This window comes from Variovorax boronicumulans, assembly GCF_040544675.1.
In the GTDB taxonomy this organism is placed as follows: domain Bacteria; phylum Pseudomonadota; class Gammaproteobacteria; order Burkholderiales; family Burkholderiaceae_C; genus Variovorax; species Variovorax boronicumulans_D.
The window spans coordinates 1-13,932 of record NZ_JBEPKK010000001.1 but is presented as its reverse complement, the minus strand read 5'-3'; the positions used below and the strand labels follow the sequence as shown (position 1 = coordinate 13,932).

At 64.8% G+C, this 13,932-nt stretch carries 17 protein-coding genes; 7 read left to right on the top strand and 10 right to left on the bottom strand.

Features of this window, described 5'->3' with window-relative positions:
- From ABIC90_RS00085 to ABIC90_RS00070, 4 genes are all read right to left on the bottom strand, one after another.
- Complete coding sequence (locus ABIC90_RS00085; RefSeq protein ID WP_354352000.1) at positions 1-750, bottom strand: thioesterase II family protein; 750 nt, start codon at positions 748-750, stop codon at positions 1-3.
- Positions 750-1,004, bottom strand: a complete 255-nt coding sequence (locus ABIC90_RS00080) for an MbtH family protein (RefSeq protein WP_354351999.1) — start codon at positions 1,002-1,004, stop codon at positions 750-752. The genes ABIC90_RS00085 and ABIC90_RS00080 overlap by 1 nt, the downstream gene beginning before the upstream one ends.
- Positions 1,005-1,171: 167 nt before the next feature.
- Positions 1,172-1,441 (bottom strand): DUF4880 domain-containing protein, encoded by a 270-nt coding sequence (locus ABIC90_RS00075; RefSeq protein ID WP_354351998.1) that lies wholly within the window; start codon positions 1,439-1,441, stop codon positions 1,172-1,174.
- Positions 1,442-1,504: 63 nt separating this feature from the next.
- Positions 1,505-2,041, bottom strand: a complete 537-nt coding sequence (locus ABIC90_RS00070; protein WP_354352596.1) for a sigma-70 family RNA polymerase sigma factor — start codon at positions 2,039-2,041, stop codon at positions 1,505-1,507.
- A gap of 364 nt (positions 2,042-2,405) precedes the next feature.
- On the opposite strand from ABIC90_RS00070, the gene ABIC90_RS00065 reads away from it, so the two are divergent.
- Complete coding sequence (locus tag ABIC90_RS00065) at positions 2,406-3,209, top strand: 4'-phosphopantetheinyl transferase family protein (RefSeq protein ID WP_354351997.1); 804 nt, start codon at positions 2,406-2,408, stop codon at positions 3,207-3,209.
- A gap of 30 nt (positions 3,210-3,239) precedes the next feature.
- The gene (locus ABIC90_RS00060) at positions 3,240-4,076 is read left to right on the top strand and encodes a plasmid replication/partition related protein (RefSeq protein ID WP_354351996.1); all 837 of its coding nucleotides are present in this window, start codon (positions 3,240-3,242) and stop codon (positions 4,074-4,076) included.
- A gap of 26 nt (positions 4,077-4,102) precedes the next feature.
- Here the strand turns inward: ABIC90_RS00060 and ABIC90_RS00055 are convergent, their stop codons facing one another.
- A complete protein-coding gene (locus tag ABIC90_RS00055; RefSeq protein WP_354351995.1) occupies positions 4,103-4,687 on the bottom strand; it encodes a BPSL1445 family SYLF domain-containing lipoprotein in 585 nt (194 codons plus the stop codon).
- A 393-nt stretch (positions 4,688-5,080) separates the two neighbouring features.
- Here ABIC90_RS00055 and ABIC90_RS00050 point away from each other — a divergent pair, with 393 nt between their 5' ends.
- From ABIC90_RS00050 to ABIC90_RS00035, 4 genes are all read left to right on the top strand, one after another.
- Positions 5,081-5,809, top strand: coding sequence for a hypothetical protein (locus tag ABIC90_RS00050; protein WP_354351994.1), 729 nt, complete (start codon positions 5,081-5,083; stop codon positions 5,807-5,809).
- On the top strand, positions 5,806-6,330 hold the full coding sequence (locus ABIC90_RS00045) for a GTP-binding protein (RefSeq protein WP_354351993.1): 525 nt from the start codon (positions 5,806-5,808) through the stop codon (positions 6,328-6,330). The genes ABIC90_RS00050 and ABIC90_RS00045 overlap by 4 nt, the downstream gene beginning before the upstream one ends.
- 25 nt (positions 6,331-6,355) lie before the next feature.
- A complete protein-coding gene (locus ABIC90_RS00040) occupies positions 6,356-6,739 on the top strand; it encodes a roadblock/LC7 domain-containing protein (RefSeq protein WP_354351992.1) in 384 nt (127 codons plus the stop codon).
- Between the two features lie 104 nt (positions 6,740-6,843).
- Positions 6,844-7,203, top strand: coding sequence for a hypothetical protein (locus ABIC90_RS00035; RefSeq protein ID WP_354351991.1), 360 nt, complete (start codon positions 6,844-6,846; stop codon positions 7,201-7,203).
- Positions 7,204-7,257: 54 nt separating this feature from the next.
- Here the strand turns inward: ABIC90_RS00035 and ABIC90_RS00030 are convergent, their stop codons facing one another.
- Positions 7,258-9,096, bottom strand: coding sequence for a bifunctional metallophosphatase/5'-nucleotidase (locus ABIC90_RS00030; protein WP_354351990.1), 1,839 nt, complete (start codon positions 9,094-9,096; stop codon positions 7,258-7,260).
- Between the two features lie 82 nt (positions 9,097-9,178).
- Positions 9,179-9,679: a hypothetical protein gene (locus ABIC90_RS00025; protein WP_354351989.1), complete on the bottom strand. Its 501-nt coding sequence runs from the start codon at positions 9,677-9,679 to the stop codon at positions 9,179-9,181.
- A gap of 69 nt (positions 9,680-9,748) precedes the next feature.
- Here ABIC90_RS00025 and ABIC90_RS00020 point away from each other — a divergent pair, with 69 nt between their 5' ends.
- On the top strand, positions 9,749-10,639 hold the full coding sequence (locus ABIC90_RS00020) for a LysR family transcriptional regulator (protein WP_354351988.1): 891 nt from the start codon (positions 9,749-9,751) through the stop codon (positions 10,637-10,639).
- A gap of 451 nt (positions 10,640-11,090) precedes the next feature.
- Here ABIC90_RS00020 and ABIC90_RS00015 read toward each other — a convergent pair whose 3' ends face one another.
- The 3 genes from ABIC90_RS00015 to ABIC90_RS00005 form a co-directional block, all read right to left on the bottom strand.
- Entirely contained in the window at positions 11,091-11,600 is a 510-nt protein-coding gene (locus tag ABIC90_RS00015) for a hypothetical protein (protein WP_354351987.1), read from the bottom strand.
- Between the two features lie 156 nt (positions 11,601-11,756).
- Positions 11,757-12,530: an alpha/beta hydrolase family protein gene (locus ABIC90_RS00010; protein ID WP_354351986.1), complete on the bottom strand. Its 774-nt coding sequence runs from the start codon at positions 12,528-12,530 to the stop codon at positions 11,757-11,759.
- A gap of 567 nt (positions 12,531-13,097) precedes the next feature.
- Positions 13,098-13,739, bottom strand: coding sequence for a hypothetical protein (locus tag ABIC90_RS00005; RefSeq protein WP_354351985.1), 642 nt, complete (start codon positions 13,737-13,739; stop codon positions 13,098-13,100).
- Between the last annotated feature and the right edge of the window lie 193 nt (positions 13,740-13,932).

Genomic DNA, 13,932 nt, shown 5'->3' with positions numbered 1-13,932 from the left:
CTACCCTTGATGCGCTTGAAGATGTGCGGCCGGCAGGCGCCGTGCGAGCGACGCGAGGAAAGCGGTCTCGTGCTGCCGCAGAAAGAAGTGACCGCCCTCGAACCAGTCGAGGGTGAAGACGCCGTCGGTCTCGCGGGACCAGGCGGCCATTGCCGACGCCTCGATGTCGTCCTGTCTTCCGGCAAAGGCGTGAACCGGCAACGGCAGCGGCGGCTGGGCTACGGCATGGACATGGCTGCGGCAGACGCGGCGGTCGGCACGCAGTGTGTCGAGCGTGATGCGCATGAGTTCGTCGCTGGCGAACACCTCTTCGGGCGTGCCGCCCTGCTTGCGCAGTTCGGCGGTCAGCGCGGCATCGTCCTCGCCGCCGGCAAAGCGCTCGGGATCGCGCCGCGAAGGGGCCGCGCAGCCGGACACCAGCAGCGCGCGCGGCAGGGGCCGCCGCAACGACTGCAGCCGGCGGGCCACGCCATGCGCAAGCAACGCGCCCATGCTGTGGCCGAAAAGCGCGAAGCCGCCGCGCATCGCGTCGGCCTGCTCGGCGCAGATGCGGGCGACCAGCGTGTCGAAATCTTCGACGAAGGCCTCGCTCATGCGTGCGCCGCGCCCGGGAAGCTCCACCGGCACGATGCGCGCCGATGGCGGCAGGAAGCGGCGCCAGCGCAAATACATGGAAGCACTCGCACCGGCGCACGGCAGGCACAGCAGCGCCAGAGGCTCCTGGGGCGCATGGAGCGCCTGGGCGCTCATCAACCCGCCGCGGTTTCCGTGGTCGGCGTGCCGCTGGCCTGCTGCTGCATCCAGTCGCGCAGCGACTTGGGACGCATGTCGGTCCAGTGGCTTTCTACGTAGGCAAGAACGGTTTTCTTGTCGCCCTGCACGCCTTCAACGGCGGTCCATCCGCCGGGCACGGCTTTCCAGTGGGGCCAGATGGAGTACTGGTCTTCGTGATTGACCAGAACGATGAAGGCTTCGTCTTCACGGTCAAAACAGCTCGTCGACATCGGTGCATCCTTGTGTGATTGAACAGAGAGAGATAAGGAGGCAGCCGATGGCCGGTCGTGGACCGGATCGAATTGCGGCGCCCCTGCCAAGAGGACGCTTGGCGGGCGAATCTGTTCATTTCACGGATGCGCCTGAATGGGCGCGACCGCGTGGGCGGAAACGGGGGTTACTGGCCGGCCGGGGGCGCGGCGGTGTCGGGGTCTGTGTCGGTATCTGACGGTTCTTCGCCGTCACCGAAATCGTTGGCCGGCGGAACGAAGCCCGCGAGCAGCCAGAGCCGCGCGGCCTTGTCGTAGGCGCGGCGATGGGCCGCGTCGGCCACGAGCCAGGCCGTCATCTGCGCGCGCGCGGCGTCGTCGAAGCTGTCCTGGTCATGCGCGCGCTGGACCCAGTTCCAGGCGGTGTTCCAGAGGGGATCGTCTTGTTCCTGTGTCATTCTCGAAGCGGCTCGTGTGCGCGCATTCTCGCGGCAAACGGAGCCTGGCTTCGAGGGCTCTCTTCAGTGCGGCTCGCTTTCGAGCAGCAGATGGCCGCATGACTTGATGGCTGTCGCAGCCTCGGCGATCAGCCCGTTGACCAGCCCGAGCGCACAGCCCAGGCGCGCCGCGATCTCGCGCTGCGTGAGGCCTTCCAGCCGGTAGAGCTCGAACACCAGGCGTGTTCTCGGGGCGAGGCCGGCGAGCACCTTGTCGATCGCGCCGATCACCTGGCGCTCGCACATCATGCGGTCGGGCGTGGCGGCGGTGGTCGGCAGGTCCAGCAGTTCCACGTCGACGTCGAAGGTGCGGTAGCTGGCTTCGACGCGATGGCGGCGGCAGTAGTCCAGCGCCATGTTGCGCACCACCTGGCAGCAGTAGCCGATGGGCCGGTCGGCGTGGCGCACGCAGGGGCCGTCCACCAGCTTCAGGTAGGCGTCCTGCACGACATCGTCGGCCAGGTCCGAGGTGTTGACGATCTTCCGGGCGACGCGCCAGAGCTGCGCCCGGTTGGCGATGAATATCTCCGCGAGCGAAGGCTCGGGCGTGTGGGACGGCATAGGGGACGGCATGAGCGATGGAATGAGCGACGGCGTGGGCAACGGCATGTTCAACACCTCTTCCTCCAGTGAGCGGGCCAACAGGCCGCGGGTCTGATTACTACTTTCGACGGACAGATCTAAATAAGAATCATTTCTATTTATATGCAGACTTCGAGTCACCTTGATGACCCTTCCAGATCAACGTTCGAACATGTGGATGGAGCCCCCGGAGGCATCTGCACAGCAAATCGTGTGGCCCGGGAATCCGCGGAAAACGCGGAGCCCGGCGTCGCTCCGACGGGGGACCGCGATGATAGACCACTTCGCTTCGTGCAATCATTCGCACAAACTCAGTTCGCATACAACACGCTGCGATCTTTCAATGCTAGGCGCCGCCCCACTCATCTTTCTGCCCGAGGGCGACATCCATCTCTGGTTCTGTTTGCACGGCGAGGCCGGCAGCGCGGAGTCGACCGCGGCTTGCCGCGCGCTGCTCACACCGCAAGACCAGTCCAAGCACGACCGCTTTCACTTTGCGCGCGACAGGCATCGCTACCTGCTGACGCGGGCGCTGGTGCGCTCGGTGCTCTCGCGCTATGCGCCGGTGTCTGCACAAGCCTGGCGCTTCGCCGAAGGCCGCTTCGGCCGGCCTCGCATCGAGGCGCCCCTGGTCCACGAAACGCGCGGCCTGGACTTCAACCTGAGCCACACCGACGGCCTCATCGTGATGGCGCTGGCACGCAACATCGAACTCGGTGTCGATGCGGAAAACACGAGCCGCAAGGCGGCGCTCGACGTTGCCGATCACTTCTTCTCGCCGCATGAATCGGCCGCGCTGAACGCCCTGCCGCCCGCGTTGCAGGCGGAGCGTTTCTTTCAACTGTGGACGCTGAAAGAGAGCTACATCAAGGCACGCGGCATGGGCCTGCAGATTCCGCTCGACAGCTTCAGCTTTGCGCTGGACGGCAGCAGCGACGGCATCGAATTCGCGCTCGCCGATCCGCGCGACGACACCGCGCAGCGCTGGCATTTCTGGCAGCTGCAGCCCACGCCCGAACACCTGGTGGCCGTGTGCGCCGCGCCCGGCGATTCAGCGCCCGCGCGCATCGTGTGCCGCGAGGCCATGCCGCTGCAATGGGACACGCCGATGGAGGTGCGCACGATACGCGCAAGCGGGCGCCACTAGAATTCCGCCCCTCTCCCCGATCCCGTCCCCATGAACATCGTCGTCAACGAAGAACTCAAAGCCTATATCGATCCACTGAGCCCGGAGGAACACGAAGCGCTCGAACGAAGCATCCTCACCGAAGGCTGCCGCGATGCGCTGGTGCTGTGGGGCGACGTGCTGGTCGACGGCCACAACCGCTACAGCATCTGCCAGAAACACGGCCTGCCCTTCCAGACGGTGCAGAACACGCGCTTCAAGACCCTCGACGACGTGCATCTCTGGATGATCGACCAGCACCTGGGCCGGCGCAGCATTTCGGATTTCCTGCGCGGCGTGCTGGCGCTTCGCAAGAAGGACATCGTCGACGAGCGGCGCGCCCGTGCATCCGCCGCGACCGCCTCGCCGGAGTCATCGTCCGATGCGCCATTCGATGTGGACACGCCTTCGGACACCGCGTCGTCCGACGCACCCATGCCGCCGGTCGCGCCGCTGAACACGCGCGAAGCCATCGCCAGAGCCGCGCGCCTGAGCAGCAACCAGGTCGGCATGATCGAAAAAATCCAGAAGCAGGCCGCGCCTGAACTGGTGGCGGCGGTGAAGTCGGGCGTGATCTCCATCAATACCGCCGCGGCGGTGGCCAGCCTTCCGGCCGAAGAACAGGTGAGCGCCGCGAATGCAGGCAAGGACGAGCTCAAGCAGGCCGCCAAGCGCGTGCGCGACTCGAAGAAAAAGCCGCGCGAGGAAAGCGCCGAATCGGACGCCGGTGAATCGCAATCCAGGCCCGATGCCACCCAACTGCTGGAGCAGCGGGTGGCCGAACTCACGGCCGAGAACGAAGCCCTGCGCCGGCAAGTGGCGCAGTTGCAAGCGCAGCTCGGCCAGTAACTACCCGGCCCGCGCGGGCCGGACGATTACAGCTGGATCTCGGTGATCTTCGCGCCCGACAGCGACACGCCGGCTTCCAGGCCCACGTTGGTCATCACGAAGCCCACCACCGGCTGGCGGATGGTGTTGGTGTCGATGCTGCCGTTCGCGCCGATGGTTGCGACCGCCACCGTGGCGTCCGCGCCGGCCGTCCAGCCCTTGCTGCCGCGGAACTTGTCCAGCGCGGCCTGGGTGGTGAACAGGTAGATCACAGCCTTGGACTGCGCGCCGGCCTGGAAGCCCACCGAGCCCGCAGTGGTGCTGTAGTACGACTGCGTGCGGCCGTTGACGCGCAACGCGCCGCGGCCGTATTCCGCGCCCACGCCCATGCTGGCCCCGACCACGGCCGGGAACACCAGCACGCCGCTGGACCTGGCGACGAGTTCGCGCGACCCCTTCACCGATTCATACAGCTTGGACAGCGAGGCATCGACCTGCGCGTCGATGGAGGTGCGCGACGACACGCTGCTGGACTGGTCCTGCGGGCGCGTGGTGGTGCAGCCGACGAAAGCCAGGCTGCATGCGGCGACGAGGGAGGTGAGCGCGAGGGAGCGGAGATTGAGCGTGTTCATGGCGGTTTCCTTTGCAATGAATGGATCGATGGACCGGCGGACCGATCTCTGCCTGAAAGAGCAGATGGCCACATGCTAGGCGCGCCAGAACGGTGCAAATGGGGCTGTGGAACGCGGCTGACGTGAAGACACGCCTTTCGGGAAGTGCCGACGCGGGCGGGGGGCGCGCGCATGGATCTTCTTTTTTCAGCTCGCCTTGTAATCTTGTGTTTTTATTTGCAACAGCTCTGTTATATTTTCCAGGCGGAGTTTCAGAACAAAACCTTTAGTTCTCAAAGTCTGTTGGATTTTTCGGTCGATCACTACATAACAGCTTCAGAAGGCCCTCATCTTGCGCCCTGATCGGCAGTCTCGCACTGAGTTGGTGCAAACGGTCCAAACCGGGCGCCGCGCATGACAACGCCCGGTTCCACCGCCAAGGGCCACCGCGCACAGCTGAGCTTCAGCACCGAAGGCTTGCCGGCGCGCGAAGTCATCCTGCTCAAGTCCCTGGTGCGGCTGCTCGATCACCGGACCCACCAGCAGTGGTCGTGGAAGGCGGAACAAGCCGACCTGCGCGTGGTCGGCGAGCAGGCCCCCGCGGCGGACGACGCCACCGCCCGGCACGTCCCGGTACTGATCGTCGGGCACGTCGATCCGCAGCACGGTCACTTCCTTGCACTGCCGCTGCACACCGATGCGCTGGAAAACGCGCTCAACCGCCTGGGTGCGCTGGTGCTCCACGCCTGGGGGCTGGGGATCGCTTCGCCGGAGGCGCCCGCCGCGGACGGCGAAGAATTCCGTCTCTCGCAATGGCCGCCCTCCGCCCTGCTGGAGACGCCCGCGCGCCTGAAGATGGCGACGCTGCTGACCGGCAGGCCCGCGTCGCTCGCCGCCCTGCAACAGCGCTCGGCCGCCACGGCCAAGGACTGCGCCGACTTTCTCGCGGAACTCAAGGAAGCGGGTCTCATTGAAATCGCAGTCACCGGAATGACGCCGCCGAACGCGCAAACAGCCCACGCCAACGCCGCCGAGGCCTCTTCGCACGCGTCGGAACGCCATTCCGTCCAACCGTCCGTGCAGCCCGGCCTGCTGGCCCGCATACGCAGCCGGCTCGGCCTGCTGTCGTCGGGGTCCAGATGACCGTCGAACACAAGATCCTCTTCACCGGCACCATGGGCGCCGGCAAGACCACCGCCATTGCGGCCGTGAGCGAAATCGCGCCGGTGAGCACCGATGTGCGCAACACCGACAACTCGGTCGCCAAGGCCACCACCACCGTCGGGCTCGACTACGGCGAGCTCACGCTGGACAACGGTGAAAAACTGCGCCTCTACGGCACGCCCGGGCAGATGCGCTTCGACTTCATGTGGCGCATCCTGGCGCGCGGCGCGCTCGGCGTGGTGATCCTGGTGGACAACAGCCGCGCCGACCCGCTGGCCGATCTGGACGTGTACCTGGACGGATTCGCCGAACTCATCGCCCAGACCGCCTGCGTGGTGGCCGTCGGCCGCATGGAATCGCATCCCGAGCCGCGCATCGACGCCTTCGCCACGCGCATGCAGGCCAAGGGCGTGCTGTGCCCGGTGCTGCCGGCCAACGTCACCGACACCCAGCAGGTCGTCGGCCTGCTGGAACTGCTGCTGCTCCAGCTCGAGTCCTGAACTCCTCCCCTACTTCAACGCAGCCATGAACATCGCGCCAAGAATCAAGCTCGCTGCCGAGTCCGCCATCGAAACGCTGATGCGAGAAATCAAGGGCGTGAAGGCGGTGGTGATCTCCACCGAAGACGGCTTCGAGCTGGCCTCGCGCGTGGAAAACACCGCACAGGTCGCCCGCCTGTCGGCCATTGCCAGTTCGCTCGCGGCACTGGGCGCGGTGGCCTGCGAGGAAAGCAATCTGGGCCGCTGCGACAACGTGACGATCGAGGCCACGCACGGCCACATCCTCATGCTGCAGGCCCGCCACGAAGAGATGACGCTCATCGTGAGCGTGGTCACCGGCAAGGACGCCATCATCGGCCAAGTCCTCTACTTCGCGAAGCAGGCGACGCTGCTGCTGCAGCACGCCTGAGAGCACGGCGCCGCATCCCGTCATCGAGTCAACACCGGCTGCCGCCCACCTCTTCGCCCGGGTGGCCGCCGTATTTCAGGGGCGAGGGACTAGGAAAGATTTCGATGGCAAATATCAAGCAATCCATGGACGACCTGATGACCTGCGACGGCGCCCTGTGCGCGGCGCTGGTCGATTCGAGCAGCGGCATGATCCTGGGCCAGATCGGCTCGGGCGTCGATCTCGAAGTTGCGGCGGCGGGCAACACCGAGGTGGTTCGCGCCAAGCTGCGCACCATGCGCGACCTGGGCCTGAACGACGTCATCGAAGACATGCTGATCACGCTCGGCAAGCAATACCACATCATTCGCCCGATGCAGAAGAAGGAAGGCCTCTTCGTGTACCTGGTGCTCGACAAGGCCAAGTCGAACCTCGCCATGGCGCGCCGCAAGACGCTGGACGTGGAGCAAGGCCTGGCGGTCTGAACCAGAGACAGGAAAGGCCGGGCGGCGCAGGCCGCGCCGGCGCTGTCGATCTCTTCAGGGCAAGGCCGTGATGCGGTTGGTGGCCGGCGGCGCGAGCGGGCTGTTGGCCTTGATGTAGGCCTCCAGCGCGTCCACATCCTGGTCGCCGCCCAGCGCGTCCGTGCCCTGGTTGAACACGGTGAAGTTGTCGCCGCCGGTGGCCAGAAAGCTGTTCATCGTCACGCGGTAGGTCGTCGCCGGCGCGATGGGTGTGCCGTTGAGCGCCAGGCCGCTGATGCGCGAGCCGGTGGCCGCCGACAGCGTGTAGGTGTAGGTCAGGCCGCGCGAAGGCAGCAGCACCTTCGGCGCGGCCACCGTGTTGGCGCCGCTGTCGAACTGCTGCTCCAGCACCGCCTTGATCTGCGCGCCCGTCATCGTCTTGACGACCAGGCTGTTGCCGAAGGGCTGCACCGAAAAGATCTGGCCGTAGGTCACGCTGCCGTCGTTGGCCGGCGCCAGATCGGCGCGCACGCCACCCGGGTTCATGAAGGCGATCTGCGCGGCGCCCTTGTCGGCCGGGCTGGTCGCGGCCAGCTGCGCATCGGCGATCAGGTTGCCGAGCACGCTTTCCCTGGACGCCGTCTGCGTGCGCGTGGCCGTGGCTGTGAGCGAGCCCACCACGCGCTGCACCAGCGGCCCGGCGATGGCCAGGTACTGGCTGATGAGCGCGGCCACTTCCTGGTTCTTGCCGAACACAGGGTACTGGTCGGTCACGGCGACGGTGTTGGCGCCGCTGGTGAAGGCCTCGCCCTGCACGATCACGTTGTCGGCCGTCTTGGCCGTGACCTTGCGAGTGCGGGTGTCGATGCGCAGGTCGATGTCGGTCAGCAGCGTGCCGTATTGGCCCGCGCTGGTCAGCAGGAAAGGTTTGGCCGGATTGGTCTTGCCGTAGTCGCACACGTACGAGCGGTGCGTGTGGCCCGAGATCACCACGTCGACTGCCGTATCGAGCTTGTTCAGGATCGGCAGGATGTCGCCGCTCAGGCCCGCGCAGCTCTTGTCGTTGTAGCCGACGGTGGTGGTGCCGCCTTCATGGATCACCACCACGATGGCGTCGGCGCCCTGCGCCTTCAGCTGCGGGATCAGCGCGTTGGCCGTGTCCGCTTCGTCCTTGAAGCTCAGGCCCGCGACGCCGGCGGGCGTCACGATGTTGGGCGTGCCCTTGAGCGTCATGCCGATGAACGCCACCTTCACCTTGGCGCCGTCCTTGGTGAAGCTCTTCATGCCCGTGGCGGGGAACAGCGTGTTGCCGTCGGTCTTCACCGTGTTGGCCGCAAGGAAGCCGAAGTTCGCGCCCGGAAACGCCTTGTTGACGCGGCAGGGCTCCAGCGAAGTGTTCTTCGCGCAGCCGCCGTTCTTCATGCGCAGCAGCTCGGTCTGGCCCTTGTCGAACTCATGGTTGCCGACCGCGTTGAAGTCGATCTTCATCGCGTTCACCGCTTCGATGGTCGATTCGTCCAGGAACAGAGCCGACACCAGCGGCGAGGCGCCGATCATGTCGCCGGCCGAGACCACCGCGTTGTTCTCGTTCTTCGCCTTGAGCGATGCGACGGCCGAGGCCAGGTAGGCCGCGCCGCCCGCAGGCACCGGCACGGTGCCGCCGCCCTTGGCAGGCGCGGTGATCGACAGCTTGGGCGGCTCCAGGTTGCCGTGCAGGTCGTTGAAGGCGATGAGCTTCACATCGATGCTGCCGGGCGCGGTGGGGGCCGGCGCGGGTGCGGGCGCGGGCGCCGGTGCCGGCGGAAGAATCGGAAAGAAGCCGCCCGAATTGTTGTTGTTGTTGCTGCCGCCGCAAGCGGTCAGCGCGGCGAGAACTGCGCCTGCGAGGGCCAGATGTTTGAACGATGCGCGCATGGATCTTCTCCTCCGTGTTGGGAATGCAGCGCATGCTGGGCGCCGTGCGTGACGCGGGCATGACTCGGGCCTTGCTCGGGCGTTACTCGGACGCGATGGATTCGTTCACAGCTTCCCAGTGCAAGGGCACGAGTTCGACGGCAACGCCGGGGCCGAACGCGCGCTGCAGCAGGGTATGGGCACGCGCGCTGCGCGCGTCGGACGTGGACTGCAACGCCAGCCGTGCGTCGCCAGGCCGCCGTTGCAGGTGCCAGCCTTCATCGCCGAGGCGGATCAGTTCGGCGAGCGCGGCGGCGTCCGCCACCGGCAGCGCGGTGGGCTCGATGTCCAGCCAGTCCACCACCTGGTCGGCCTCGCCGCCGAGCCGTGCGGCCGCGCCGTCGGCCAGCGCGTGCTGCGTGGCGGCATCCTTCACCTTGCCCTGCAGGACGATGCCGTTGCCGTGCCAGCGGATCTCCAGCGCCGTGCTTGCGGCGGGCGGTTCGGGCGAGGCGAAACGCCAGGCAACAAGCAGTGCGATCAGGCACGTGCAAAGCATCGCGACGACGCCGACCCGCCGGATGAAAAGACGTTGTGGTTTCAAGCGCAGGAGCGTGCCACGCGCAGCGTGACATGGGTGTGACCGCGCGCAAGCCGCGGGTAGACTGATTCGATGATGCGGCCTGACCTCGACTCCCTCGCGCTCTTCCTGAGCGCTCTCGAATCCGGCAGCCTGTCGAAGGCGGCCGAAGAACATCACCTCGTGCTGTCGGCCGCGAGCCGCCGCATCCGCATGCTGGAGACCGAGTTCGGCGTGCCGCTGTTCCAGCGCACCTCCAAGGGCGTGACGGTGACCGGCGCGGGCGAGTCGCTGGCGGTGCATGCGCGGCTCATCCTGCGCGATGTCGACCGCATGCGGGCCGACCTGTCGGACTACGCACAGGGCGCCACGGGCCGCGTGCGGCTGCAGGCCAATGCATCGGCCATGGGGCAGTTTCTGCCCGACGACGTCGCCAGCTTTCGCCGCAGCTACCCAGAGATCCGCGTCGATGTCGAAGAGCACCGCAGCGTGTGGATCGTGCAGGCCATTCGCGACCGGCTGGCCGATGTCGGCGTGATCACCGGCGAGACCGTGGACACCACGCTCAACTTCATTCCCTACCGCACCGACAGGCTGGTGGCCATCGTTCACAACAAGCATCCGTACCGCAACCGCGAGGTGTCTTTTGCGGAGCTGCTCGATTTCGATTTCGTGGGCCTTGAGAGCGATTCGGCCATCGCCCGCACCATCGAAGACGCGGCAGTGGCCGCGCGCAAGGTGCTGCGCCTGCGCGTGAAGGTCAAGAGCTTCGAGGCGGTGTGCCGGATGATCGAGGCCGGCATGGGCGTGGGCATTCTGCCCGAGGGCGCGGCGGCCACCTACCGCAAGGAGATGGGCCTGCGCTTCTTGAACCTGTCGGACGCCTGGGCGTCGCGCCGCATGTACCTCTGCACGCGGCAGGAGGCCTTGAGTTTTCCGCAGCGTCGCCTGGTCGATCATTTGTTGGCGCGGGGGATGCCTTAACGATCGGGGTTGGGATCGGGGTCTGGGTCGGGGTCATTCAGGGCGGCGCTCACGCCGACGGGGTGCCTTGCTCCGCGAATGTCCTCCGCTTCGCTCCCCCTTTATTTCGCTGCGCAAGGCACCCCATCGGCGTGAGCGCTCAGCGCAGCTGTGGAACGACGGTCGCGTTGCGCCTCGCACGATCGCGCGCCGACGACGCCGCAGCGTCCGCCGCGTCATCGGACTTTCGGGTTCTTCAATTTCGCACCACTGAAGTCGCGGGCGCGCGCAGCCCCGGACGCGTGCCGAGACTGGATGTTTATGTCTTGTGCGGAAGCGAGTGTGGCCTCGCGTGACACGCTGAGCAGACAATGCGAGCGTCTGCTTTGCCAGCGGAAGCGGCCTGTCGTTGGTCGAGGCTAGACTTCCGAACCCGGCCACAACCGGCCCTTCATGAGTTCGACTTAAGGGCTCAGTCGCAGAGTTGCGGTACGCCGTGATGTACTAACCGCGCGGGCTCCGGGACCGCCTCTAGGTGCAGATGGATGTCTTGGTCATCACCCAGAATTCCGCTCTCGGGAGGCGACGTGTACGCGGTGATCCGGTAGAACCCATCCGTCAAGTGAATCACCTGCTCATCATTACAGGTGGGGTCCCAGGACATCAGTTCATAGAGGTCTCGAATCTGCAAGATGCCATCACGTACCTCGACGCCCAGTCGAACCTTGAAGTCGGCCTGAACTAGCGCGGTTTCGTCAGGCGGATCAGCACGCAGATGCAAGCGCCATGCACCTGGTGAACCCGTGCAAAACGCAGCGATTCTCGATGAATTGACCAACTCGGCAACATCCGCCGGGTTGCTGAAACTGCTGCTGAGAAAGTCCTCGCCTTGCGCGATGTTCGACGTCGCCCACGGAGAATGAAAAACGATACCCATGCCCGAGGTCTCGAGGCATATGGTTTGGGGCAATGTCTTTGGCATGGCAGTTCGCTGATGCTGGCGGGCAAACGACTTTAATCGAATGTCCGCTTTCGGATTTCGCGACCGGCTGCTTCGGGCCCAAAGCCGACTTTTCATTTGCTCGAAAGCGGTCATCCAATGTGATGCGCTCTCCGAGCAGTTCGAAGTACGAGTTGCTTACTTGCCGACGCGTTCCAGCAAGTCCTCGACGACCGGTCCCCACAGGCCCGTCAAGGAAAGGATGTGATGGCCGTCTTGACCCGGAGGTGTATCGAGCACATGGAACAGACCCTTACCGCCAGCGACTATGAACGCGTTGAAGTTCTTACGGCTGTGAGCAACGCTATAAAAGGGATCGTTCTGCGCATAGAGCCACACGCTAGGCCCTTGAAAATTTGCTCCTCTCCTGGCGATAACTGGGTTAACCATCTCGGAGGCGGGCCCATGTTCATCAACCCAGCCGCCCACAAAATTTAGGACACCACGAAAAAGATTGGGATGCGACGCGGCAAATGCCAACGCAAGGAAGCCGCCGCGAGAATGCCCCCCAATCAGCAGGTGCTCACGATCCACGTCATCCCTCGCGAGCAAGTGCTCGACGACCCACCCCACATCTACCAGCGCATGCTCGAACCCCGGGAGAGCGTATTGGGGATCGTCAGAATACTGCGATCGATCTGGTTCGAACCCCTCATCGTAGAGTCCTCCCGACTTCCCGCGTCCGCGTCGCTGGGGGAACACGACCATCCAGCCGCGATCATTGAAGTGCTTCGCCAATGCCGGACTGGTCACTGTGCTGGTAAACACCGACGGATCATTGCCAACACCTGTCGAACCATGATTGAACATAAGCGTCGGGAAAGGACCCGGCCCATCGGGTTTGAACGTAACCATTTCGAGCGTGATCTGCTCACCATTGTCGAACGCGCCGGTGGGCACGCGTTCGGTCATGCGGCGTCCTCCAGTACTCGCTTGCGATAGGACGCCAGCTATCCAACGACCGTCGAGCTCGTGCCACAAGAGTTCAACAACGGCCGGATTTCTCATTCGAAATCGGAGGTCTGCGCCAGTTGCCAGCCGACATCGAAGTTCGTTTCCATGAATCTGAGCGAGCACACGTTCGCTAAAGACGCCCTGGCTCTCGGCCGCACGCGCACAAACGACCGTGGCTGAGTGCAGGGAGAGCTTTTCGACTATCAGCTTGATGTCGCAGCTCCGGCCTTGACCGGCCCATCCGAACCACTCCCCCGACCACGCTGAGATTGATACCGGCAGACCGCTCGACGGCTTCTGTACCGCGACGTCTGCTGGCGCGGCAGCAGCAACTTTGCTCTCTGATGCTTCCGGCTCCAGAGCACTCATGAACTCGGGCCAAATTGTGGTTGTCTCTTGGTTGGCAGGCATAGGCTATCGACCGTCTCCATCAAACGTCGGGTTGTGGCCAACTGTAGCCGGGCATAGGGCTGGCGCAATGGACACGGAGCGGTCCTTGAAAGCGCCGGATAGCATTCGCCGGGTTCAGACTGTCTGGGGTCGAAGCCCAGATTCGAGCGCACCGTCGAGAGCTGCCCATAGCTTCAGCACCGTGTCTTCGCGTGGTTTTCCCCGGTCAATATAAGCCGCCATCGCACGACGCGCATCTTCTTCGCGCCCAGAGAGCGCATGGCAAAACGCGGCCGCCACCGGCAACTGTGCGTGCATGCCTGCCCCGGGCTGGTCACTCAGCGCAACCACTTGGTCGTACACCGAAATCGCTTGCCCACCCAACTGCCAGAAGTCCTGCGCTTGTCGCACGGCGTTTGCGAGCCGAGGCGTCATGCCTTCGAGCAGACCCTGCTCACCCCACATGTACGAGAGGTTGAGTTCTGTGGATTGTCCGTCGATGAACGCATCGAAGATCGCCGATTTTTCGGTGCGATGCCACTGCATTTTTCCCGCGACGATGTGCGGCACGAAATCGAACGAATACCCCCAACGCGGGGCAATAACTCCGCCTTTAAGTTGTGCGTAGGCGAAGACACGGCGAACAGGGGCATCTTTGCTGTCGACCCAGTGAAGTGGCTTCACCTCGGCGAAACGATCTGCACCGAGATATGTAGCAATCACGGGCCCAATGTGGGCTTGAACTGCGGAAATGGTCAGAAGGTTGAAATCGCTCATAGAGGCGTTGTCTATACGTTTTAGGGCCGACAAACGCCCTGTTTGAATGACCGGTCGTGGCCGACTGTAGCCTTACGCGCGGCCAGCACAAAGGGGCTCACCAGTCACGCTAGCCAGCGAATAGTGGTCTCAGGGCTTCGCGTGGAGCCCCGCGAACGTCCGACGCGACATCAGTCCTCCCAACGAAAGGGCA